24 protein-coding genes and 2 pseudogenes are annotated in these 24,690 nt (G+C 37.8%); 22 read left to right on the top strand and 4 right to left on the bottom strand.

The window, feature by feature from the left end; all coding sequences use genetic code 11:
• The first annotated feature begins 4 nt into the window (after positions 1–4).
• The 13 genes and pseudogenes from mutM (at position 5) to ABH966_RS03150 (ending at position 12,381) form a co-directional block, all read left to right on the top strand.
• A complete protein-coding gene (gene mutM / locus ABH966_RS03210) occupies positions 5–877 on the top strand; it encodes a DNA-formamidopyrimidine glycosylase (protein ID WP_370075653.1) in 873 nt (290 codons plus the stop codon).
• 13 nt (positions 878–890) lie between these two features.
• Positions 891–1,487: a dephospho-CoA kinase gene (coaE, locus tag ABH966_RS03205; protein WP_370075651.1), complete on the top strand. Its 597-nt coding sequence runs from the start codon at positions 891–893 to the stop codon at positions 1,485–1,487.
• An 872-nt stretch (positions 1,488–2,359) separates the two neighbouring features.
• Positions 2,360–3,382: a glyceraldehyde-3-phosphate dehydrogenase gene (locus tag ABH966_RS03200; protein WP_370075649.1), complete on the top strand. Its 1,023-nt coding sequence runs from the start codon at positions 2,360–2,362 to the stop codon at positions 3,380–3,382.
• Between the two features lie 328 nt (positions 3,383–3,710).
• A complete protein-coding gene (nrdR, locus tag ABH966_RS03195; RefSeq protein WP_370075647.1) occupies positions 3,711–4,181 on the top strand; it encodes a transcriptional regulator NrdR in 471 nt (156 codons plus the stop codon).
• An 18-nt stretch (positions 4,182–4,199) separates the two neighbouring features.
• Positions 4,200–5,570 carry a replication initiation and membrane attachment family protein gene (locus ABH966_RS03190; protein WP_370075645.1) on the top strand — a complete coding sequence of 457 codons (1,371 nt, stop codon included), beginning with the start codon at positions 4,200–4,202 and terminating at the stop codon, positions 5,568–5,570.
• A 24-nt stretch (positions 5,571–5,594) separates the two neighbouring features.
• Positions 5,595–6,524 carry a primosomal protein DnaI gene (dnaI, locus tag ABH966_RS03185; protein ID WP_370075829.1) on the top strand — a complete coding sequence of 310 codons (930 nt, stop codon included), beginning with the start codon at positions 5,595–5,597 and terminating at the stop codon, positions 6,522–6,524.
• A gap of 449 nt (positions 6,525–6,973) precedes the next feature.
• Entirely contained in the window at positions 6,974–8,905 is a 1,932-nt protein-coding gene (gene thrS / locus ABH966_RS03180; protein ID WP_370075643.1) for a threonine--tRNA ligase, read from the top strand.
• Between the two features lie 740 nt (positions 8,906–9,645).
• The gene (gene infC, locus ABH966_RS03175; RefSeq protein WP_025114499.1) at positions 9,646–10,149 is read left to right on the top strand and encodes a translation initiation factor IF-3; all 504 of its coding nucleotides are present in this window, start codon (positions 9,646–9,648) and stop codon (positions 10,147–10,149) included.
• Positions 10,150–10,180: 31 nt separating this feature from the next.
• Complete coding sequence (rpmI, locus tag ABH966_RS03170) at positions 10,181–10,381, top strand: 50S ribosomal protein L35 (RefSeq protein ID WP_004226312.1); 201 nt, start codon at positions 10,181–10,183, stop codon at positions 10,379–10,381.
• A 54-nt stretch (positions 10,382–10,435) separates the two neighbouring features.
• On the top strand, positions 10,436–10,795 hold the full coding sequence (gene rplT, locus ABH966_RS03165; RefSeq protein WP_370041477.1) for a 50S ribosomal protein L20: 360 nt from the start codon (positions 10,436–10,438) through the stop codon (positions 10,793–10,795).
• A 755-nt stretch (positions 10,796–11,550) separates the two neighbouring features.
• Positions 11,551–11,625, top strand: a pseudogene (locus tag ABH966_RS03160) (IS607 family transposase); the annotation flags it as partial.
• Positions 11,624–11,977, top strand: a pseudogene (locus ABH966_RS03155) (RNA-guided endonuclease InsQ/TnpB family protein); the annotation flags it as partial. The pseudogenes ABH966_RS03160 and ABH966_RS03155, both read left to right, overlap by 2 nt.
• 149 nt (positions 11,978–12,126) lie before the next feature.
• A complete protein-coding gene (locus ABH966_RS03150) occupies positions 12,127–12,381 on the top strand; it encodes a DUF1294 domain-containing protein (protein WP_370075641.1) in 255 nt (84 codons plus the stop codon).
• A gap of 82 nt (positions 12,382–12,463) precedes the next feature.
• Here the strand turns inward: ABH966_RS03150 and ABH966_RS03145 are convergent, their stop codons facing one another.
• Entirely contained in the window at positions 12,464–12,856 is a 393-nt protein-coding gene (locus tag ABH966_RS03145; protein WP_370075639.1) for a sigma-w pathway protein ysdB, read from the bottom strand.
• A 103-nt stretch (positions 12,857–12,959) separates the two neighbouring features.
• Here ABH966_RS03145 and ABH966_RS03140 point away from each other — a divergent pair, with 103 nt between their 5' ends.
• Positions 12,960–13,445 (top strand): dUTP diphosphatase, encoded by a 486-nt coding sequence (locus ABH966_RS03140; RefSeq protein ID WP_370075637.1) that lies wholly within the window; start codon positions 12,960–12,962, stop codon positions 13,443–13,445.
• A 96-nt stretch (positions 13,446–13,541) separates the two neighbouring features.
• Complete coding sequence (locus ABH966_RS03135) at positions 13,542–14,630, top strand: M42 family metallopeptidase (protein ID WP_370075635.1); 1,089 nt, start codon at positions 13,542–13,544, stop codon at positions 14,628–14,630.
• 199 nt (positions 14,631–14,829) lie between these two features.
• On the opposite strand, the gene ABH966_RS03130 is transcribed toward ABH966_RS03135, so the two are convergent.
• The 3 genes from ABH966_RS03130 to ABH966_RS03120 all read right to left on the bottom strand — a co-directional run bounded on the left by ABH966_RS03130 (position 14,830) and on the right by ABH966_RS03120 (position 17,425).
• Entirely contained in the window at positions 14,830–15,204 is a 375-nt protein-coding gene (locus ABH966_RS03130; protein WP_370075633.1) for a peptidylprolyl isomerase, read from the bottom strand.
• 334 nt (positions 15,205–15,538) lie between these two features.
• Positions 15,539–16,063: a P-loop nucleotide/nucleoside kinase family protein gene (locus ABH966_RS03125; protein ID WP_370075631.1), complete on the bottom strand. Its 525-nt coding sequence runs from the start codon at positions 16,061–16,063 to the stop codon at positions 15,539–15,541.
• A 366-nt stretch (positions 16,064–16,429) separates the two neighbouring features.
• The gene (locus tag ABH966_RS03120; protein ID WP_370075630.1) at positions 16,430–17,425 is read right to left on the bottom strand and encodes a serine hydrolase domain-containing protein; all 996 of its coding nucleotides are present in this window, start codon (positions 17,423–17,425) and stop codon (positions 16,430–16,432) included.
• Positions 17,426–18,032: 607 nt separating this feature from the next.
• Here ABH966_RS03120 and argF point away from each other — a divergent pair.
• The 7 genes from argF to ABH966_RS03085 all read left to right on the top strand — a co-directional run bounded on the left by argF (position 18,033) and on the right by ABH966_RS03085 (position 24,681).
• Positions 18,033–18,998: an ornithine carbamoyltransferase gene (argF, locus tag ABH966_RS03115; protein WP_370075629.1), complete on the top strand. Its 966-nt coding sequence runs from the start codon at positions 18,033–18,035 to the stop codon at positions 18,996–18,998.
• 346 nt (positions 18,999–19,344) lie between these two features.
• On the top strand, positions 19,345–20,244 hold the full coding sequence (locus ABH966_RS03110) for a LysR family transcriptional regulator (RefSeq protein WP_370075628.1): 900 nt from the start codon (positions 19,345–19,347) through the stop codon (positions 20,242–20,244).
• Positions 20,245–20,430: 186 nt separating this feature from the next.
• A complete protein-coding gene (locus tag ABH966_RS03105; RefSeq protein WP_370075627.1) occupies positions 20,431–21,759 on the top strand; it encodes an LLM class flavin-dependent oxidoreductase in 1,329 nt (442 codons plus the stop codon).
• A gap of 46 nt (positions 21,760–21,805) precedes the next feature.
• The gene (locus ABH966_RS03100; RefSeq protein WP_370075626.1) at positions 21,806–22,825 is read left to right on the top strand and encodes an LLM class flavin-dependent oxidoreductase; all 1,020 of its coding nucleotides are present in this window, start codon (positions 21,806–21,808) and stop codon (positions 22,823–22,825) included.
• A gap of 13 nt (positions 22,826–22,838) precedes the next feature.
• A complete protein-coding gene (locus ABH966_RS03095; RefSeq protein WP_370075625.1) occupies positions 22,839–23,111 on the top strand; it encodes a glutaredoxin family protein in 273 nt (90 codons plus the stop codon).
• A 17-nt stretch (positions 23,112–23,128) separates the two neighbouring features.
• Positions 23,129–23,950, top strand: a complete 822-nt coding sequence (locus ABH966_RS03090) for a transporter substrate-binding domain-containing protein (protein ID WP_370075624.1) — start codon at positions 23,129–23,131, stop codon at positions 23,948–23,950.
• A 26-nt stretch (positions 23,951–23,976) separates the two neighbouring features.
• Positions 23,977–24,681: an amino acid ABC transporter permease gene (locus ABH966_RS03085; RefSeq protein ID WP_370075623.1), complete on the top strand. Its 705-nt coding sequence runs from the start codon at positions 23,977–23,979 to the stop codon at positions 24,679–24,681.
• Positions 24,682–24,690 lie beyond the last annotated feature (9 nt).

The raw sequence follows: 24,690 nt of genomic DNA, 5'->3' as shown, positions 1-24,690 counted from the left end.
TAAAATGCCTGAATTACCAGAGGTTGAAGGTGTCGTCCAGGCATTAAAACCTAAAATTGAAGGGCGTACAATTCAACAGGTTCAACTATCTGAAATTATTCGTTTTTCCTTTGGAGAGGGAAAGCAATGTATCGTGAAGCAAGCTGAGCCTGATGCATTTGAAATATCCTTGTCTCAAATGACGATTACAAAAGTCGAACGACGTGCGAAATACATCTTTTTTCATTTGCTAAAAGCGGATGTCCCTTATGTGCTTGTTAGTCATTTAGGGATGACAGGTGCATGGTTTGTGGTGAACTCGCCTGAGGAAATCCTTGAGGCAAAATTTAAAAAGCATATTCATGCTACATTTCAAATGGCAGATGGTGGCTATTTAATTTATTCGGATATACGCCGCTTTGGTGAACTACGTTTTTTAACAAAAATTGAAGATCATGTACCATTAACCAAAATGGCGCCAGAGCCATTCGATGAAATAGCGTGTGATTATTTTATTGCGAAATCAAAGTTACCGAAATATGAGAAAAAGGCCGTTAAGGATGTCATTATGGATGGGCAGGTTATTTCGGGCTGTGGCAATATTTATGCTACCGAAGCATTATTTGCTCAAAAAATTCATCCGGCACGCACGATGAACCGCATCAGTGAAAAGGGTAAGCGTGCATTATTCGAGGCAATTGTCGCGATTTTACGTCAAAGCATTGAAGCTGGGGGTTCAACAATTTCAGATTATCGTAATATTAATGGTGAGGCTGGAAGTATGCAGAATCGACTGCAAATGTACGGAAAGAAGATATGTTCTACGTGTGGTACTGCAACAAGCCAAATGACGATAGGTGGGCGCACATCAGTCTTTTGCCCAAATTGTCAACATTAAAGGGGATTTAACTATGATTATCGGATTAACAGGAAGTATTGCAAGCGGAAAAAGTACAGTAGTAAAAATGATGACAGCACTTGGTTTACCGATTGTCGATGCAGATATTGTTGCACGTGATGTTGTAGAACCAGGAACGGAGACTTTAAAGTTAATAGCTGAAAATTTTGGACAAGATATATTGCTAGAAGACGGTAGTTTAAATCGTGCCAAGCTTGGCGATATCATTTTTCACGAACCTGCCAAGCGTAAAATGTTAAATGATATTATGCATCCTGCTATTCGTCAGGAAATGCTACGCCAACGCGATGCTTATTTAGAGGCTGGCGAAAAGCATGTTGTGATGGATATTCCGCTTTTATTTGAAAGTCAGTTACAGCATTTTGTCGAGCGTATTATCGTGGTATCGGTCAGTGAAGAGGTACAGCTTCGTCGATTAATGGAGCGTAACAACTTATCGAAAGAAGATGCACTAGCTCGAATGCGTTCTCAGTTACCTATGTCAGTCAAAGAAAAAGGTGCCCATGCGGTTATATATAATAATGAAAATCTAGAACAAACAGAGCACCAATTAACAAAAATCCTGACATATTGGAACGTAATTAATTAAAAATTTGTAAAATCATTTGATGCGTAGCAATGACATATTGCTACGCATTTCATATTTTTTGAAAAACTATTGTGTTAATGAAATTAAGGTGTCACATTAAAAATAGTATGGCTCTTCGGCAAAACGAGTAGTTGATTTCCATTCCACATGACATACGTTTTAACAAAATGTCATCCAACTTTTGAGTTTTATCGGAACACTTTTACGTTTTATCACCAAACTTTTGAGTTTTATCGACTAACATTTACGTTTTATCGCCCAACTTTTAAACTTTATCGACTAACTTTCACGTTTTATCACCAAACTTCTGAATTTTATCGACATCCACCCGCCAAAGAGCAAAAAAAGGATTCATACACAAAACTGTGTGTGAATCCTTTTACTTTATTATGTCGGCAGTCGGAACGGAAATCACCTAATTCACATAGCATGTATCCTCTGACACGTCGTTTTATAGCAAAAAGGTTTTGTCTGTGTGAAAGCGGAGTGTTAATGAAGCGGCAGTAGCAACGCTAGCGGAGGAAGCGGCTCGACGCTCGCCTACAGGAAGCTCTGCTCTGCGCGAAAGCGAAGCGTCAGCGACAAAGCGAGTAGCCTGGAACGGAAATCACATTAAAGAGGCATGCCATTCACCGAGATTTCCTTGCCAATTTTGTTTTTTTAACAACACGAATGCGTAGCAAGAACACTTTGCTATGCATTTTTTTGTGGATTTATACCATAATAAGGATTAATTTAAGCGATTTTATTTTTCAGAAAATAAGAACTTTAATATTATGAATATATAATGTTCATCTTTTTTGAAATTGTGTTATACTATTCGCATAAAGTATATAATTAATTTGAGTATGACTCACAGGAGGATTTTATAAATGACAGTATCAGTTGCTATTAATGGTTTCGGACGTATCGGACGTATGGTTTTCCGCCAAGCGATCGTGCAAGAAAGTTTAAATATCGTTGCGATTAACGCTAGCTATCCAGCTGAAACTTTAGCACATTTGATTAAGTATGACACAAATCACGGAACATTCGAGGGTACAATTGAGCCAGCAGGCGATGCTTTAATTGTAAATGGTAAACGTGTTCAAATTATTAGCGAACGTGACCCATTAAAATTACCATGGGCAACAATGGGTGTGGATATCGTTATTGAAGCAACTGGTAAATTTAATGATCGTGAAAAAGCAGCAATGCACTTAGAAGCAGGAGCAAAGAAAGTTATCTTAACAGCACCTGGTAAAAACGAGGACGTAACAATTGTTTTAGGTGTAAATGATGAGAAACTTGATATCGCAAAACATGATGTTATTTCAAATGCTTCTTGTACAACAAACTGCTTAGCACCAGTTGCCAAAGTATTAAATGACACATTTGGAATTGAAAGCGGATTAATGACAACAGTTCACGCTTATACAAATGACCAAAAGAATTTAGATAATCCACATAAAGATTTACGTCGTGCACGTGGTTGCGCACAATCAATCATTCCAACATCTACAGGTGCTGCAAAAGCATTAAAATTAGTGTTACCAGAATTAGAAGGCAAAATTCATGGTATGGCACTTCGTGTTCCAACACCAAACGTATCATTAGTTGACCTAGTAGTTGATTTAAATACTGACGTAACAGTAGATTCTATCAATGCTGCATTTGTGAAGGCTGCTACTGAAGGTCCAATGAAAGGTATCTTAAACTTCTCAGTTGAGCCTCTAGTATCTTCTGATTACAATACAACAACTTACTCTTCTACAGTAGATGGACTTTCTACAATGGTAATGGGTAACCGCAAAGTGAAAGTGCTTGCTTGGTACGACAATGAGTGGGGCTATTCTGCACGTGTAGTTGATCTTGTTAAAAAAGTGGCAAAAGCTTTAGAAACAGTTAATGCATAATAAATCAATTATGCCTCGGCATAATTGCGTTCGAAATCGGCTTTGTGCTTGCACAAAGAACTCCTTTTTTCCGATTCAGTGACATTCATCAGAGGCTCTAACTTCTTTCAGCGGATGTTTGGACACCAGCTGAAAGAAGTTAGGCTGAAGCACATTGAAATCCAAGTGATTTCAATGTGCTTTTTTTGTTAGACAACAGAATCTATGCTTGTACTTTCTCCTTTCAAGGTTTATCATGAGCACACTAGCGTCAATGCGCTTTTCTTATACATAGGAAATTTGTTATAATAAAGATATTAAATTGTTGTGAAATCAGGAGAGTAATTATATGAGATGTCCATCTTGCCAATTTAACGGAACGCGTGTTGTAGATTCGAGGCCAGTTGATGATAATAAAGAAATTCGTAGACGTCGTGAATGTGAGTCATGTGGCTTCCGCTTTACAACGTTTGAAAAAATTGAAGAGACACCTTTAGTTGTCGTGAAAAAAGAAGGTTCGCGAGAAGAATTTAGCCGTGAAAAGGTACTTCGTGGACTTATTCGTGCTTGCGAAAAACGTCCTGTTTCTCTTGAAGTACTTGAGGGCCTAGTAATGTCCATTGAAAAAGATCTTCGCCGCATTGGGAATTCCGAAGTCCAATCTGAGGATGTTGGAGAAATGGTAATGGATCGCTTAGCGAAAATCGATGAGGTTGCATATGTGCGCTTTGCATCGGTTTATCGTCAATTTAAAGATATCAATGTCTTTATTGAAGAAATTAAAGAAATTATCCAACGTCAGACAGAACAGAAATTATAAGGTAAACAGAGAGGGTGAATGACGTTGAACCATTTGTATAAGGAATTGCAGCCAGCTGATTCTTTTGACATTCGTCTACCTCATGCACTTTCTACGCAGGAACGTCAATTAGTAACGCTTTTTTATCAGCCTTTAATTGGAGCGGAGCCAATCAGCCTTTATTTAACACTATGGGCAGAAGCTGAACAAATGTCTAAGCAGCAAATGACACATTATTATTTAATGAATGTGCTAGGGCTTCCTATTGGTAAAGTATTTGAGGCACGTATTGCGCTCGAAGCAATTGGTCTGTTACGCACATGGAAAAAAGAAGATGCTGGCCAGCGAAGCTTTTTATATGAGTTGATACGTCCACTTGATGCAGATAGCTTTATGAAAGACCCACTGCTCTCGATGTTTTTATTTAGTAAAATAGGGGAGCAAGCTTATCGGAAGTTACGTCAGCGTTTTATTCCATCTACAAGAGATGCAGAATTTAAAGATGTATCGCGTGCCTTCATAGATGTTTTTAAGCCTGTAAGTACAAATATTCCAGATGATTTACAAGTTGATACTAGTCATAAGGATAAACAGCAAAAGGTATATCCGTTTTATTTTGATCAGTTTGACTTTGAACTACTGCAAACGGGCTTATCGGAGCAACTAGTGCCGGCAAGCCTACTAACATTTGAGGTACGTGAATCAATCGCAAAATTAGCGTTTTTATATCACTTAACGGCACTTGATATGCAAAAAGTAGTGATTCTTGCATTAGATGATGATTTAGGGATTTCATTGGAACGTTTACGTAAGGCCGCTGCGGATTTTTATAAGCTAACGGTATCAAAAGAACCACCAAAACTTGCTAGAGTGAGTAAACAGCCGTCATCCATAGAGGAATCAAGCCAAAAAACAAAGGATCAGGAGCTTCAGCAATATTTAGAAACGACTCCTCCAGTGCAAGTACTGCGAGATATCAATAATGGCAAAGAACCTTTGCAGACCTCCGTGCAGCTTGCTGAGAGTTTAATTGTCCAGCATGGAATGCCAGTAGGTGTTGTTAATGCTCTTTTGGAATATGTCATGCTAACAACTGATATGAAGTTACCTAAAAAATATGTGGAAACGATTGCGGATCATTGGGTACGTAAAAATATCCAAACAGCAAAAGAAGCAATGGAACTAGCACGCCAAGAGCATGATAAATACACTACGTGGAAAAATAAGCCGCAGACACCGAGGAAAAGTAATCAAAGTGCTAGAGGGCGTTCAGGAAATCAACGTGAAGAGAAGGTACCTGAATGGTTTTACAAACGTAACGAGCAACAAGAAGAAAACACTTCAAGCACGATAGATTTTGAGCGAGAGCGTCAAAAGATATTAGAGATGCTTGGGAAAAGTGATAAGTAAGGAGGGTGAACGACAATCGAACCAATTAATGGACCATTAAAAAGAGCAATTAATGTACCATCATTTCAAGAACGTTACGAAGCGATGCGTCGAGAAATTTTAGAAAACCCTCGTGTGCAAGAATTTTTAGCAGAGCATGCAGATGAGTTAAGCTATGAATCAATTGAACGTAATTTACCGAAGCTCCACGAGTTTATTAGTCAATCTACAGTATGCTGTGGCTGCGATAATACGGAAAGTTGTACAAACTACTTAAAAGGTTTTTTACCATCTTTACGAGTAGTCCGGGGTACCGTTGAAATTGATTATGTACGATGTGAACAAAAGATGCGTGAGGAGGAACGTCGTGATGTAGCCAATATGATTGCGAGTATGCATATGCCGAAGGATGTGCTACAAGCAACCATTCAAGATTTACTCATTGACGATGAATCTCGTGTCATGATTGCTCAAAAAGCGGCACAATTTGTAAAGGCAACATTGGAAACAGGAAAGCTTCCTGCAAAGGGTTATTATTTATACGGTAAATTTGGTGTAGGGAAGTCCTTTGTACTGGGCGCACTTGCGAATGAATTAGCCTCTATCAAAATTCGTTCTGTAGTCGTTTTCGTGCCTGAATTTTTACGAGAAATGAAAAATGCAATTGGCGATAATACGTTGAATGAAAAAATAGATTATGTAAAAAAGGCACCAGTGCTAATGCTCGATGATTTAGGAGCCGAGACACTGACTGCTTGGACGCGAGACGAAATTCTAGGGACTATTTTCCATTACCGCATGGCGGAGCAACTGCCAACATTCATTACATCTAATTTTAATTATGATGAGTTGGAGCATCATTTAGCACAGTCGCAAAAGGGTGACATTGAAGTCGTGAAGGCTGGACGTATTATGGAACGTGTTAAAGCCTTGACAGAGCCAATTGAAATGCGTGGCAAAAATCGCCGTATGTAACATTGACTGTTGCATTTTGCGACAATCGAGCGTATACTGTCACATATAATAAATTACAAAATGCATTGATGAGGACATGAATTTTGTGTAGCGGCTTTTAGAGAGGGAAGTCATTGGCTGTAAGCTTCCTAGTTCGAGCACACTATTTACTACCAACTGAGCAGCGAAAGGGATAATCTTTCGCCGGTCCCTAGCCCGTTAGCTAGCCTTGAGCTTCGTCTGACTATAAAAAGTCGGAAGGAAGAAGGGTGGAACCACGAGCATACGCTTCGTCCCTTTCGTAGGGACGGAGCTTTTTTTATTTCCATTCAATGGAAAATAGTGGTGAGATGAATGCGGATGTAGTTCCTTTTCAGTGGGTGTCCAAACACCTGCAGAATAAGGATAAATTCCGGGGATTCTTGGACTTCAATCATGCATCACAACAAAACTAGAAGGAGTGCAAAAAAATGTCAGATATAATTAAATTAACTTTCCCAGATGGCGCTGTAAAGGAATTTGCAAAAGGTACATCTACTGATGACGTAGCATTATCAATTAGTCCAGGACTTCGTAAAAAAGCATATGCTGGTAAAGTAAATGGTGTCTTAGTCGATTTAAAAACACCAATTGAAGAGGATGCAACAATCTCAATTATTACACAGGATGATGAGGAATCACTGGAAATCCTACGTCATTCTACTGCACACTTAACAGCACAAGCGATTAAACGTTTATTCCCAGAAGTTAAACTTGGTATTGGTCCGGTTATTGAAGGTGGCTTCTACTACGATATCGATGCACCAACGCCAATCACTGCTGAAGACCTACCAGCAATCGAAAAAGAAATGAAAAAAATTATCGCTGAAAACCTAGAAATCGAGCGTAAAAATGTTAGCCGTGCAGATGCACAAGCGATTTATGAAGAAATTGGCGATGAGTACAAATTAGAATTACTTGAAGCAATTCCAGAAGATGAACAAGTTTCTATTTATTATCAAGGTGAATTTTTCGACCTTTGCCGTGGTATTCACGCACCATCGACTGGCAAACTTCGTGAGTTCAAACTTCTTTCATTAGCAGGTGCTTACTGGAGAGGTAACTCAGATAACAAAATGCTACAACGTATTTATGGTACAGCATTCTTTAAAAAAGAAGAATTAAAACATCACCTGCAAATGCTTGAAGAAGCCAAAGAGCGTGATCACCGTAAAATCGGTAAAGAATTAGAGTTATTTACAACTTCTCAAAAAGTTGGTCAAGGCTTACCGCTATGGCTACCAAACGGTGCAACAATCCGTCGTGTTATTGAGCGCTATATCGTGGATAAAGAATTATCTCTTGGTTATAAACATGTTTATACGCCAGTACTTGGTTCTAAAGAGCTGTACCAAACTTCTGGTCACTGGGATCACTACCAAGATTCTATTTTCCCACCAATGGAAATGGACAATGAAACATTAATTATGCGTCCGATGAACTGTCCTCACCATATGATGGTGTACAAAAACAGCATGCATTCTTATCGTAACCTACCATTACGTATTGCGGAGCTTGGTACAATGCACCGTTACGAAATGTCAGGCGCTGTTTCAGGCTTACAACGTGTACGTGGGATGACTTTAAACGATGCGCATATCTTCGTTCGTCCAGACCAAATTAAAGCGGAGTTCCAAAAAGTAGTACAGTTAATTTTAGAAGTATACAAAGACTTCGATTTAAAAGATTACTCATTCCGTTTATCTTATCGTGATCCAGCAGATACTGAGAAATACTTCGACGACGATGCAATGTGGGAAAAAGCACAAAGTATGTTAAAAGAGGCAATGGATGAGCTTGGCTTAGATTACTTCGAAGCTGAAGGTGAAGCTGCATTCTACGGTCCTAAACTTGACGTACAAGTGAAAACTGCCATTGGTAAAGAAGAAACTTTATCAACAGTTCAGCTTGACTTCTTATTACCAGAGCGCTTTGACTTAACTTACGTTGGGGAAGATGGTAAACCACATCGTCCAGTTGTTATTCACCGTGGTGTTGTATCAACAATGGAACGCTTCGTTGCCTTCTTAATCGAAGAATATAAAGGTGCATTCCCAACATGGTTAGCACCAGTACAAGTTGAAGTTATTCCAGTTTCAAACGAAGCACACTTTGATTATGCAAAACAAATTGAAGAGCAATTAACTGCAGCGGGCTTACGTGTTGAAATGGATGACCGTGAAGAAAAACTAGGCTACAAAATCCGTGAAGCACAAATGAAAAAAATCCCGTATATGCTTGTTATCGGAGACAAAGAAGTAGAGGCTGGTGGCGTAAATGTACGTCGTTACGGCTCAAAAGACTCAGAAACAATTAGCTTCCAAGACTTCTTAGCTAACATTAAAGCAGAAATTACAAAATAATTTTAATGATTTTGCCGTTGATGCGATTAATTAGAATTCGCCGGCAATTTTTGAAGGGTAATCTTAATTTTATCAAAACAATATTATTGATTTTATTACCAAATGTTGGGGTGACACTTGTTAAAACAAATGCCATTTATATAAGTTGATTGGAGTGGAGGCTGGCGACTCCTCGGGGATCAGCGATTAAGAGGAACGAAGGCTAAAACCATCACGTCCTGTGATAACGCCTTCGTGACCAACATCGTGTTGGCCCGAGACTCTGAAGCGAGTGAAGCGGCTCATCGGACGCCCCCAGGAAGCTCTGCTCTGCGCGAAAGCGAAGCGGCAGCAACAAAGCGCCCAGCCGGAACGGAAATTAACCTCACGTTATGAAGATGAATCATTATAATAGTTTAGATTATAAATTTTTAGGTTACTTTATTAATAATAAGCTAAAAAATATTTGACAGCTTATAAAGTACATGCTATTATAGTTAAGGTTAATGAATACAAAGTTTGTGGTTGAAGTAGAGGCTGCCCGCTTCTCACCTGATACAACGCTCTTAGGCTGTGAACAGGTATTACACGTTGAATTGTTTTGCGCAGACTTGCGCATGCACATATAGCGGGCGGACATCTTAGTGTCCGTCCTTTTTTTATGGACATGACAAGAGGATGTACCGTTCAACCGGGCAAGGCTTTGCCCAAACCATGTATTCGCGACAACTACTTGGAGGTGGATTACTATTAGCAAAGACATGTATGTAAACGAAGGCATTCGCGCACGTGAACTTCGATTAATCGATCACAATGGTGACCAGCTTGGTGTAAAGACACGTAATGAAGCGCTAGAAATCGCCACTCGTGTAAACTTGGATCTTGTCCTTGTGGCCCCTCAAGCCAAGCCGCCAGTCGCTCGTATCATGGACTATGGTAAATTTAAGTTTGAACAGCAAAAGAAAGACCGTGAAATTCGTAAAAATCAAAAGGTCATCGTAATGAAAGAGGTTCGTCTGAGCCCATCAATCGATGAGCATGATTTCCAAACGAAGCTACGTAATGCGATTAAATTCCTTGAAAAAGGCGATAAAGTAAAATGTAGCCTACGTTTCAAAGGTCGTGCGATTACACACAAAGACATTGGTCAACGTGTATTAGATCGTTTTGCTGAAGCTTGTGCTGAAGTATCGACGGTTGAACAAAAACCGAAGATGGAAGGCCGAAGCATGTTCTTAGTTCTTCAACCAAAGAACGAGAAATAATATTAGACGAACAGTTTAGGAGGAATTCGACATGCCAAAAATGAAAACTCACCGTGGAGCTGCGAAACGTTTCAAAAAAACGGGTTCAGGTAAATTAAAATATGACCGTGCTTATGGAAGCCACTTATTCGCAAACAAATCTACAAAACAAAAACGTCACCTACGTAAAGCAAACATCGTTTCATCTGGTGACTTCAAACGCATCAAATCTTTACTTGTTTACATGAAATAATTGACTAAAAAATACTAACATTCATTTTTAAATGAAAAGCAGGAGGTAATTCATATGCCACGCGTAAAAGGCGGAACAGTGACGCGCAAACGTCGTAAAAAAGTATTGAAATTAGCTAAAGGTTACTATGGTTCAAAACATACATTATACAAAGTTGCTAACCAAGCAGTGATGAAGTCAGGTCAATATGCATACCGTGACCGTCGTCAGAAAAAACGTGATTTCCGTAAATTATGGATCACTCGTATTAACGCAGCTGCTCGCATGAACGGTCTTTCATACAGCCGCTTAATGCACGGTTTAAAAGTTGCTGGTATCGAAGTTAACCGTAAAATGTTAGCTGACCTAGCTGTAACTGATGCAGCAGCATTCACTCTATTAGCTGAATCTGCTAAAAAAGCTGTTGCTAAATAATTAGTGATATAATGCTTTCACAAGACTGATGGATTTATTCGTCAGTCTTTTTTGTGTTAGAGTAGTAGTAAATAGTAAAAATAAAGGAGTACTTAACAATGGGGCAAGTATTATTGGCCTATATGGCAGTTGTTTCTATAGTTCTGCTCGTGATGATGGGTAACTAAACTGTTACAACAAATTTAAACCAAACTATACAAACCTGTATAGAAACATAGATTTATAACAGAATACCCTTCGTATCAAGCGATTGGTGCGAACTCCACGTTAATTGCTTTTAACTCCTAAAGCCTTGTGACCAAAGCGGAGCTGGAAACGGCAGACGTAACGGTGCGAAAGCAGAAAAAACAACAAGGATGGCATAAGCTGAAAAAAATTACTCAGTGTCCGTAAAGGATCATCGTGACAACGGAAAACGGTAGCGCTAAGTGCTTTGGCAATGGATGTTTAGCAGCGAAACTCCTAAATCTCTAATGAGATAAGGAAGACGTTCAACGACTATCTCCTTGAGGGAGAGTAAAACCGCAAGCGAATGGCGGAAGAAAAATGTGGCTCTTATTAGAAGATAAGATGAAGATATAGTCTGCACTTATGTGAAAGCATAAGAGGTCTACTCGTGAGAGAAAGACTGCATGAAGGGTTGCGCCTTCGTGTGAACAAGAAAAATATATACAACTATAAAAATGTTAGCAACCTCTCTAAATAGGGTAAAGTGATTTTATCATATTGAAAGAGAGGTGGTACGCATGGAATGAATGTCCATTGGGAAATTTGCTAAACGTGTTGGTGTAAATGTTGAAACGCTAAGAAGAATGGAAGCGAAAGGCGATTCGAACAAATCATTTACATCAATGTTCTAATGAGATTGTGAAAACCAAGCCATCTCATATTGTAATGGAACATTTAAATGTAAAAGGGTTGATGAAAAATAAACATCTGGCGAAGGCGGTAGCCGAGGAAAAGATATATGAATTCAAACGGCAAATTCACTACAAATGTCAAAAATACGGAATTGAATTTGTTGAAGCTGACAGATGGTTTCCATCATCAAAAACTTGTTCTAATTGTGGACAAATCAAAACCGATATGAAACTGAAAGACAGATTATTTATCTGCTCTTGCGGATTAAAGCTGGATAGAGATTTGAACGCAAGCATTAACTTAGCAAATTACTCAATCTAAGGAATTTAACTGACACTAAACCTTAGATGTGTACGCAACGATACTGCGGAATTTAAGCCTTTGGAGAGTCATACTAAATGGTAGTAGCTTTGGCGAAACCAGACTCGGAGAATAAGGAAGACAAATACGAAAGTCGGAAGATATAAGTTGTGTCACAGTGGAGATGTCTACATTTTTTAAGAAATGTATATGTTTTTCGTATCGGCATGGATAAATCGAAAGCAAAAAAGCATGAATGGCGTATTGCAGAACGCACATTATTTACATTAGCAATCGCTGGTGGTGCAGTAGGTGGGGTGCTAGGAATGTATTTATTCCGTCATAAAACACGCCATAACAGCTTTGCATTTGGCTTCCCGCTGCTAGCAGCTATTCAAATTTTTATCATAGTACAAATATGGTGATAAATCTCGAAAACATTCCGATAAAACACGGTAATGTTCCGATAAATCATGAAAATATTCCGATAAATAAAACACATCCTCATTATGAGGATGTGTTACGCATAAGCTTTTCAATGGGCTGCTTCCAATTTATTTTTGCGCTCGGATAGTTCAAGAGAATTTCTTGCTGTAGGTATTCAAAGTCTCTTTTTGTAAAACCTTGCAGTGTAGCGGCATCACGGGCGCCAACAAAAATCGTCACAACCTCGAAGGCATTTTCAGTCGTGCCGAGATATTTTTCACCTTCGAAAAGAGCACCCTTATAAGAGATAAAGAAATTTTTTCGGACATTTTTGACGTCATCATAAAAATAATATTGGCCTTTTTCATAGGCTTCATCAAGTTTTCGCTTAGGATCGGTTATATAACGAATCGCTTTATAAAATACATAGATAATAAGCGCAATAACAGCAAGACGAATAAGTAACGGCAACATTTTTAATTTCCCCCTTGAAGAAAGGTTATTCCTTCCTATACGATTGTGAAGGACAATTAGTTTCACTTTTTATAAATATTTTTAAGAAATTTAGGAGAAAAAAATGAATTTACAACAATTGTTTAAAATGCAAAAAGGGCTTGATGATTTCATCGAGAAAACACAAAATATAGAACGTGATGTATTTAAAGAAAAAGGTTTAGCCTTAATGGTAGAGCTAGCTGAACTAGCAAATGAGACACGTTGCTTTAAGTTTTGGAGCACAAAGGGAGCTTCAGAACGTGATGTGATTTTAGAGGAATATGTGGATTCGATTCATTTTATATTATCACTTGGCTTATTAAAAGGTTATACAGCGATTGAAAAATGGCCGGTGATTGAAGAGAAGAGAGATTTAACAGAGACATTTTTAATGACACAAGACTATATTTTAAGTTTTATTAGTCAACCAACAGAGGATAGATACTTAGCGATCTGGCAATGCTATGGATTGCTTGCATTTAATCTGGGCTTTTCATTTGAGGATGTTGTTGTGGCATATATTGAGAAAAATGAAGAAAATTATAATCGTCAGCGCACAGGATATTAAAGTGTAAGAAATACACCAATTTTCTGACGATTAAGCTAGGAATATTTCGGTAAACGAAGTATAATAGAGAAGATATAAGAGTCAGGAGGCAAAAAGATGACACAGCTAGATTCAACATTACAAATGTTTAAAGATTTAACAGATGCGAATGGTATTGCAGGTAATGAACGTGCACCACGCGAGGTCATGAAAAAATACATTGGACCATATGCAGACTTAGTTGAAACAGATAATTTAGGTAGCGTCATTGCTAAAAAAGTTGGGGATGAAAATGGCCCGAAAATTATGGTTGCAGGTCACTTAGATGAAGTAGGCTTCATGGTTACTCAAATCGATGACAAAGGGTTCATCAAATTCCAAACTGTAGGCGGCTGGTGGAGCCAAGTTATGCTTGCACAGCGTGTAACAATTACAACACGTAAAGGCGAAGAAATTATTGGGGTTATTGGTTCAAAGCCACCTCATATTTTACCTGCAGATGTGCGTAACAAAGTGGTAGACATTAAAGATATGTTTATCGATGTTGGTGCGGCTTCAAAAGATGAAGTACTTGAATGGGGCGTACGTCCTGGCGATATGGTAACACCATATTTCGAATTTAATGTGATGAAAAATGAAAAATACTTATTAGCAAAAGCATGGGATAACCGCATTGGTTGTGCAATTGCAATTGATGTGATGAAAGCATTGCAAAATGAAAAGCATCCTAACATCCTTTATTCTGTAGGGAATGTCCAAGAGGAAGTAGGGCTTCGTGGTGCGAAAACTGCTACGCATAAAATCCAACCAGATATCGGCTTTGCTGTCGATGTAGGTGTAGCAGGAGACACACCAGGGGTAACTGCAAAAGAATCAACTAGTAAAATGGGCGCTGGTCCACAAATTGTTGTTTACGATGCATCAATGGTATCACACCGCGGTTTACGTGAATTCGTATTAGATGTAGCTGATGAGCACAATATTCCATATCAATTCGAGGCGATGGCTGGTGGCGGTACAGACGCTGGTTCTATCCACGTAACTGCAAATGGTATACCTGCCCTATCTATCGGTATTGCTACACGCTACATCCACTCACATGCAGGTATTTTACATCGTGATGATTATGATCATGCTGTAAAATTAATGGTGGAAGTAATTAAAAAATTAGACCGTGATGCAGTCAATAAAATTATTTTTGACTAATATTGCTGAATAGTTTTGCCTTCTAACAAAAATGTTAGGAGGCTTTTTGCGTTGGTTAGACTAAAGAAATATATCAATTAGCGATTCAAATAGGAGCGATTGAGAAAGCATAACAAAAGGGACTTGTTTTACGCATAAGTCCCTAAATTGATGTGTGGTAGGTCAATATTTCGATTGTAGAAAAGAGGATAATTGCTCCTCATATACCTGTTACATTATCAATAGTTGTAGATTTTCCATTGATGTGAATATCAATCGTATCCTGGTTAGAGTCTAATGTTAATTTATAGACATGTTGTTTTATTGCATTATCTTGTTGATTCGTAACATCTAACTTTATTATTAATGTATCACCTTGTGTTTCAAGGCCTGTTGTAACTGTTCCTTTTGACTGAAAGACGAGATAAGAAATATTCTTATCTACTTGGTTGATTAATTGAAGTGTATTTTTTTCATCGATTACCTTTTGCACTTTTTCTGGAACACTCTCAATTTCACTAATACTTAGCGTTGATGAGTTACATGCTGTTAAAATAAATACTGTCAAAAACATTAAAAATAATAATTTTTTCAATGCCTTTTCATCCGCCTTCCTTCAACTAATTGAAAATTCTAGTTATGGTAAATTGTAACATAGAAAATCATGAATTGGCGAAGGAAGTAAGGATAATCATTAGATTCAATACATAGGCCGTATAAATTACAGATTTTCCGAACGAGAAAGCCTATGCAGGGTGTAGCCCTATCTGCTATATGCACTGGATAGGGAGGGGTAATGGGATACCCCAATCTTGAGAACTGTTCAAAACAGAAATGGACTGCGAACGCATAGTTACTCAGGAATCCCACTGACATTAGTCAGCTTGTCCCTTTAGGGGTGGGAGTCTCAAAGATGTGCATAAGAGTAATCAGTTATTTATATAATCCATTACTTCTTGTAAATAGTTTTCCAATGGTTGCCCTGTATTCACAGTAATACACTTATAGTTTGAGGGCTTTTTGCTACTTTGAAGCGTATGTATAAAAACGGCTTCTGATTTTATTTCTCCTATTTGACTAACCATTCTTTCACGATTTTTCAATCTATAATTTATCTTCTCGAAGTCATCAAGATAACACTCAATATACTTATACTTAATATTATATTTAACTGACAGTTTTGTTCCTTTATCAACCAATTCCTCATATAGACATGGACTATCAAGTATTACATTTTGTCCTTGTGATAAATGAAAGTCAACTAAGCACCAATCAACATTATATGAATTCTTACCTGCGAGCTTTCCATCGATTGAACCTTCATCAATAGAATTTAATAGAGCCGATTTTACAATATCGTGGTCAATGATAATACTCCCTGTTCTTTTAGCAATTTCACGTGAAAGAGTAGACTTGCCGGAACCAGGAAAACCTGACATTTGAACAAAAAACAAGCTTCATCTCGCCTCTTCAATAATAAAATAATTTTAAAAAATAACTTGTTTTGTTAGTTAAATAACTGAATATCAGTGTTTGATAAAGTGTAACATATTTGCAAATATTGAAATGTGTATGGATAACTAGAAAGAATGATTGCTACAGAGAAACCCCTAAAATGCCTTAGAAGTCTATCCAACAAAAAAACACAGCTCTATGCAGAAAAATTTCTATACAATGATTATAAAAATAGCCCTCAAACTAAATGTTTGAGGGCTTTATGTCGATAAATTTAAAAAGTTGGGTGATAAATTTAAAAAGTTGGGTGATAAGTCCAAAACTTTTAGCGGTAAATTCACATTATCCCTCGATAAAAATAAAATCTATTTATTTTGTAAAAGCTGTAATATCTCTTTACCGATTTGCCCAGGGTTTGTCGCCAATATAGGAGAGCGGTAATTAGATAAAACAACGACGCCTGTTTGTTGTGTTTTATCAAATCCTAGATAACAAGAGAAAGCTTTCGTCGAACCGTTATGCCAAATGATATTGTCCTCAAGAAGCCATCCTAGACCAATACCCATATGTTCCGAAAAGGTTTCAGTAGCTTGATGTGATAATGAATAACCTAAATTTTCATCACTTAAATGTACTTTCATAAATTTCAAAAGATCATTGACAGTTGAACGGACTGCCCCTGCCGCCATAAAGTCATTCATTTGGAGCGGAGGCTTTTTATGTCCAAGAATCGTGTATCCTTGCAATACTGTCTCAGCTTGATCAGAAGGGATAGAGATAAATGTATTTCGCATATTTAAAGGGTCTGTTAATCTTTGTTTGATAGCTGTTTCATAATCAGTGTGGAGTGTATTGGCTAAAATATATCCTAAAAGCCCCATCCCTACATTAGAATATCTAAATTTAACTTTAGGCTCGTTTGTATGCGTTTTAAAATAATGTATAGTCTCGTTTAGTGAGTATTGGCAAAAAGGATCACGAGGCGTTTGCGTGTCAAAAAGATTGGAAATGTTCTTCAGCACACCTAATCCCGGTAGTCCAGAAGTATGGTTTGCTAAACGTTTGAGTGTGACAGGGTGATTGTCGGGAATTTCAGAAAAGTATTTGCCAATAGAATCTTCTACATGTACTTTTCCCTCCTGAATCATTTCCCCTAATATGGATGTAGTAAAAACTTTAGAAATCGACCCAACTTCATATATATAAGGCTTTTCTTCCAGCATAAAATTCGATCCACCGAAAGTAAAAGTAGCTTCTTCGTCTTGAGAAATGATACCGATGGATAAAGCAACATTTGGACGGGTTTTTATATAGGGAAAAGCAATTTTAAATATGTCCTTTTTTAAATCGTGTAAATCCACAATAATACCTCCATTAAGAACGCTTATTTTTTTCCTGCTCCTCTGAAATAATAGAATGTAATTTCAAAAGTATGTATTTTAATTGTAACAAGTCCTCTCTATTGAGCTTTGTATAATGACAAGCTCAATTTCCTCCTGCTTAAATAAGATGTCCTCGTTCATCTAGCTCTATAATAACCTCTTTACGATCCTTTTTATGCATTGTTCTAATTTACTAATTGGCCAACAGCGCCCGTGGATGTCCCAATTAACTTTGCTAATTCGGCTGTTCGTCTGAGAAGATTTGAAAATATTGCTTGTTTAGAAGTTAAATTCGTTTCGATCCAACTTGATTCATTGCTTTCACAAGATGCAACAAGTTCTTATCTGTGTATTTGGTCATCTAAATAACTAATATATATTAATTATTACCAATAATGCAATTCTCTTAAATGTGCGATTTGAGTTGAATTATTGAAAATATGCATAAATATTAGATAATTCGTATTTTCGTCATATTTAAAGATAAAATTCTAACTTTTTAAAATAAACATAAAAATTCAGTTGATTTTATATTTATGCATTTGTTATACTAAGCCCAACAGCAACTAAACAAGGAGCGAAGGCTATGAAATTACTCGAGGAAGTACAGTTAAAGTTAGTGTCTAGTTTAAAAGGTAAGGACTTATTAACCTTGCTAGACTACACAAGTGAAGAGGTTCAACAGTTAGTTGAATTAGCAACACAGTTGAAAATGATTACTAAAGAAGGGAAATGTCCGAAGCTACTAGAAGGTAAGACACTCGGCATGATTTTTGAGAAACATTCAACTCGTACTCGTATTTCGTTTGAAGTAGGTATGAACCAATTAGGTGGAAAAGGTATGTTTATGCATGCGCGTGATTTACAGATTGGTCGTGGTGAATCGATTTATGATACAGCACATGTGTTATCAGGTTATTTAGATGGTATTATGATTCGCGCGAACTCTCATGCAATGGTGAAGGAGCTTGCAGAGCATGCATCTATACCGGTTATCAATGGACTAACGGATATTTATCACCCATGTCAAGCTTTAGCGGATTTAGAAACAATCGCTGAAAATAAAGGTCATCTAAAAGGATTAAAAATTGCATATGTTGGAGATGGCAACAACGTGGCGAACTCATTAGTAGTCGCTTCTGCTCATGTAGGAATGAATGTGGCGGTGGCAACACCAGTTGGCTATGAATGTGATGCAGAGGTGATCGCAAAAGCACAGGCTATCGCAGCAGCAAATGGTAGTACAATTATTATTACAAACGATCCTATAGATGCGGTTATAAACGCGGATGTAGTGTATGCAGATGTATGGACGTCGATGGGGCAAGAAGAAGAAACTGCAAAACGCCTAGAAGATTTTGCAGGTTATCAAATTAATGATGAACTTGTCGCATATGCAAAACCGAATTATATGTTCCTGCATTGTTTACCAGCTCATCGTGAAGAAGAAGTAGCATCATCTGTTATTGATGGTCCAAATTCCTACATCTTTGAGCAAGCAGAAAATAGACTTCATGCACAAAAAGCGGTGCTAGCCTCAATTCTAGCTTAACTTCTTTCAGCAAAAGTGTTTTCTGTAGCGAAAGCAAAGCGTCAGCTACAAATGTTTTGAAGTATTGTGCTTCTCAGTTGAGAAATACTATATAGAGAGAGTTCAAATTGGCAACAGAGGGTGCCAATATGAATAATATAACAGTGGTTGCAGACAGAGGGATGTAAGCACGACGTGATGTATGTTATCAAGATGGATGACCACATCGCTACATAATAAAGTAACCTGGGAGGCGCTAGGTTGCTTTTTTTTTGAAAATATAATACCTAGTTTTCCAATCTTATATAGAGAATTAAAACAATTATCTATATAATAGGATAAATAAGTAATTTGTGGAGGGCTTCAGATGAACATTGACCATATCGAAGCGTTTTTATATGTAGTGCATTATAAAAGTATTCATAAGGCAGCAAATGCATTGTTTTTATCTCAACCAACTGTGACGGCACGTATTAAATCATTGGAGCGAGAGTTGAATGTAGAGTTATTTCATCGTGATGGACGAAGTGTAATATTATCGGATAAAGGCAAGGATTTTGTACCGTTTGCGACACAGATTGTGCAAACCTTCGAACAAGGAAAGAAACAATTAGAGGAAACGAAGGAGTCTGATGAGGTGTGCATTGGTACAAATGGAGTCACAGCACAATATTTTTTAGCTTACGCATTGCCTAAATGGAAGAAGGAGTTTCCTCATTTGCGCTTTCAGATTATCACAGGTTCAACAGCAGTGATTTTAGAGAAATTGCAAAGTCATCAAATCCATCTTGGTCTTGTTCAATACGTGCATAAGGAAGGAATTTGCAACGAGCTATTATTAAGTAATGCTGTTAAACTTGTGATGCATCGTGAGCACCCATTTATACAACAAAATCTAATGAAAGCAAAGGATCTGGCACAGCAGAAGATGGTGTTTTTTGAATGTGGGGCTTTTGATTGGAATTATGTGCATAAAATGTTTGAGGTAGAGGGCGTATCTGCAAATATTGAAGTGCGAACGGATCATTTAGAGGTAGCAAAAGAATTTATTCGTACGAGAGAATATATGAGCTTCTTACCACATCTCTGTGTAAAAAAGGAGCTTGAAAGTGGGGAATTTGTTGAGATTGATGTGAAGCATTTACTTGATATGAATCAACACATTTTTTTAACGTATAAAAATAAAGCGACGCTGGCGCCAGCCTTTTGGAAAACATTACAAGAAACTGCTATACAATATGAAAGTATTCAAGAAAATTCGAATTGATAAAATATTTTATAAGACAGTAAATTTTTTTCTATTATGTAGCCTATTGCAAATTGTATAAATGAACTGTATTATCTTCCTCAATCCTATTTTATCTATGCGCAACCATAAATAAAATATTTTTTTAATCATAAAACATACTTAACCACTATGTTTAGTAAAAATAAGATTTGAGGAGGAACAAATATGGTGAGACAGGACAAAATTCGATTCGGGGCTATTATTCATGGTGTAGGTGGCAATATTTCAGGTTGGCGTCATCCTAAGGTGGCTAGCAATCAAAGTGTAAGTTTGCCTTTTTATATTCAGCAAGCACAAAAGGCTGAGCAGGGGAAATTTGATGTTGCTTTTATTGCAGATGGTTTATTCATCAATGAAAAATCTATTCCTCATTTTTTAAATCGTTTTGAGCCAATTACAATTCTTTCGGCGCTAGCAGTAGCAACTAAAAACATCGGGTTAGTAGGTACTGTATCAACCTCTTATAGCGAACCATTTACAGTTGCACGCCAATTTGCCTCTTTAGATCATATTAGCGGGGGCCGTGCAGGATGGAATGTCGTCACGACACCATTAGAAAGCACTGCCTTGAACTATAATAAAACAATTGAACAGCATCCTAGCCACGCAGAGCGCTATCAAATTGCTGAAGAATATTTAGAAGTGGCAAAGGGCTTGTGGGATTCATGGGAAGATGATGCTTTCATTGCCGATGTAGAAAATGATGTATTTTTCGATCCTGATAAGCTGCACACACTAAATCATAAGGGCAATTATTTTTCAGTACAAGGTCCGCTAAATATTGCACGTTCTAAGCAGGGGCAGCCTGTTATTTTCCAAGCAGGTTCTTCAGATCCAGGTATTCGATTAGCGGCAAAGGATGCAGATGCAATTTTTACACATGGTGCATCGTTAGAAGAGTCACAGAAATTTTATAAAAGGGTGAAGACTGAGGTTGCGACATTTGGACGCAATCCAGATGAAGTTAAAATTTTTCCAGGAATCTCTCCGATTATTGGCGATACGCTCGAGGAAGCGGAAGCGAAGTATCAGGAAATCGTTGAGCTTGTTTCGATAGAGCGCGCACTTGCTTATCTTGGTCGATATTTCGATCATCATGATTTTTCACAATATGATGTAGATGCACCGTTCCCAGAGCTTGGTGATATTGGAGCAAACAGCTTTAGAAGTACGACTGATTATATTAAAAAATATGCCAAACAAGAAGGGCTAACATTGCGACAAGTAGCGTTACGTGAGGCAACCCCAAAAACAGCATTCTTTGGTACAGCAGAGCATGTTGCTGACCTCGTGCAGGAATGGTTTGAGCAAGAGGCGGCTGATGGCTTTATTATAGGCGTTACTGTACCTGGAGCACTGGATGATTTTGTAGACAAGGTTGTGCCGATTTTACAAGCAAGAGGGTTATACCGTGAAGAATATGAGGCTGACACATTACGTGGTAACTTAGGTTTACCATTTAAAGAAAGCCGTTATGTCAAACAGTCTGTCTGAAAACCTAGTAAATGTATATGAATAAATGTATTTAAGGAGGCAATGTATGAGCTATTCATTAGGTATATTAGATCAAAGTCCTATTATTGAGGACGCAACGAATGAGAAGACCTTACAAAAAACAGTGGCTCTAGCACAAAAAGCAGAGCAATTGGGCTACTCACGTTTTTGGGTGTCAGAGCACCATAATACAGATACATTAGCGGGGTCATCTCCAGAAGTATTAGTATCTTATCTACTTGCTAAAACTAAATCTATCAATATTGGATCGGGTGGAGTGATGCTACAACATTACAGCCCTTACAAGGTAGCAGAAAATTTCCACGTTCTCGCATCGTTGGAACCAGGACGAGTTGATTTAGGCATAGGAAAAGCACCGGGCGGTTTACCTCTTTCTACGAAGGCGTTGCAATATGGCACGCTCAATCAAGGCGAAGATTTTGAGGAAAGATTAACATTTTTACAGCAATTAATTAAGCAAACAATACCAGCAGAGCACGAGTTATATGGAGTACAGGCAACGCCGATTCCAAAGATAAAGCCAGCGTTATTTTTACTTGGGGCAAGTCCACAAAGTGCCGCTCTTGCAGGCACACTAGGCATTGCGTTCGTCTTTGCGCGATTTATTAATAGTGATAATGATGTATTAGCACAAGCAGCTACAGCTTATCGCAAGCATCATCCAAACGGTCATTTTGCCGTCTCCATCGCAGCCCTTGCAGCCCCTACAAAAGAGGAGGCAAAAGAGCTTATTGGTGATCAAAAAATTACGAAGGTGCATTTAGCGAGTGGCAGAAGCCTAACATTACAATCGGTAGAGCTAGCAGAGAAATTTGGTCAGGAATCTGGAGAGTCATATGTGGTGAAGCAATATGATGCAGATATTTTATATGGGACTCCGGATGATATTAAAACGATATTAGATGACTACCATATGCGCTATCAAATTGATGAATTTATTTTGCATACGCCTGTGTTAAAGGAATTTGAACGAGAACGATCATTTGAGCTATTAAGTCCAATAAATTTAAATTTACACTTCCAGCAAAAAGAAGCGGTTAGCTAAGGAGGAAATAAACATGGCAAAAAATATAGATGTAATAGTTTGGTCAAAGCAAGGCTGTAGTTATTGTGATGAAGTGAAAACATACTTGCAACAACAAGGCATTTCTTACAAAACAGTGGATGTGACACATAATGACGCATTCCGTGACATCCTTGAAACAAAATATGGTGTCCGTTATGTTCCGGTTGTCGAAATTGGATCAAATGGCATCTTTAAAGCAGTAACAGAAATTGGACTGGAGCATTTAAAAACAGCACTTGCCGTTGATATACCGTCGCACGCATAAGAAGAGAGGGAATTTCTATGAAAAAATTATCATGTTATTTACTATTGCTGTTAGCTATACTTTTAACAGCTTGTAGTTCTGAAAAGTCCGAAGGGGATGCTAGTGAGAATAATGCAGCACTAGGTGGAAAGGGAGTTCAAAAAATTGTTGTCGGTACCGGTACTCAATTTCCAAATATCTGCTTCATTGATGACAAGGGGAATTTAACCGGTTATGATGTGGAGCTTGTTCGCGCTATCGATGAGAAGCTACCAGAATATGAGTTTGAATTTAAAACAATGGAATTTTCAAATTTATTACTAAGTTTAGAGACAAGGAAGATTGATTTTGTTGCCCATCAAATGGAAGTCAATAGTGAACGAGAGGAGAAATTCCTCTTTAATAAGGAGCCTTATAATGTATTTCCATTAAAAGTAACGGTCAATGCAAAAAACAATTCTATTCAATCCATTGATGATTTGAAAGGGAAAAACGTTAGTGTTTCACCAACTAGTAACTCTGCTGTCTTTCTTGAGAAATACAATAAGGAACACAATTTAGGCGCTAATATTATCTATTCGTCCGGCTCAGTTGATGTTCACAATCAACTTGCGACAGGGCGAATCGAGGCAATCATTACAACACCATTTGCAGTGAAGTACTATAACGAAAGCAATAAAGCACAGGAGAAGGTTGTAGGAGATGCTTTATTAAATTCAAAAGTTTACTTCTTATTAAATAAAGACGAGGTTGTCTTACAGGAGCGACTTGATGATGCTATTCGAGAATTAAGGGCAGAAGGCGTCATTAGTAAGCTAAGTAAGAAATGGCTTGGTGGCGATTATACGGTAGATTTCTAAACGAAATAGGAGAGGGAGAAGGAAGTATGGCTAATGACTTTGACTTCACGCTAATCGCAAAAGTACTTCCAATATTGCTTCAGTATTTACCAGTAACACTCGAAATTTTAGTGTTCGCAATCTTTTTTGGTATGCTGCTTGGTATAGTGATTGCTATACCAAAGCTGCTACACATACCAGTTTTGAAGCAAATCATAACGATTTATATTTCGTTTATTCGAGGTACGCCGATTTTAGTGCAATTGTTTTTAGTGTTTTATGGTATACCAGCGTTATTAAAGCTTGTGCATATTGATGTAACAAGAATGGATGCTATGTATTTTGTAATTATTACTTATACGTTGAGCAATGCTGCATCGTTTGCTGAGATTTTTAGAGCAGCTATTTTAACGGTTGATCGTGGACAAATGGAGGCAGCTTATTCAGTTGGATTAAATGGAATACAGTCCTTTCTACGTATTGTTCTCCCTCAGGCGATTCGTGTCGCCTTTCCAAATATGACAAATACGATGATTAGTTCATTAAAGGATACCTCTTTAGCATTTTCAATTGGTGTCATGGATATGGTGGGACGTGGAGAAACTCTTATCGCTTCAACGACAAGGGCGCTGGAGATTTATTTGGCGTTGTCCATCGTTTATTATGTCATTGTTATGCTGGTAGAAAAGGGTTTAAAACGCAATGAACGATATCTTAATCGATATATGCCAAAGGAAGCTACATCTAGCTAGGGGGATATG

The organism is Lysinibacillus sp. RC46 (assembly GCF_041262385.1).
Classification (GTDB): Bacteria; Bacillota; Bacilli; order Bacillales_A; family Planococcaceae; genus Lysinibacillus.
Note: the sequence above shows the minus strand (reverse complement) of the source record. Positions and strands in the feature narration are given on the sequence as shown.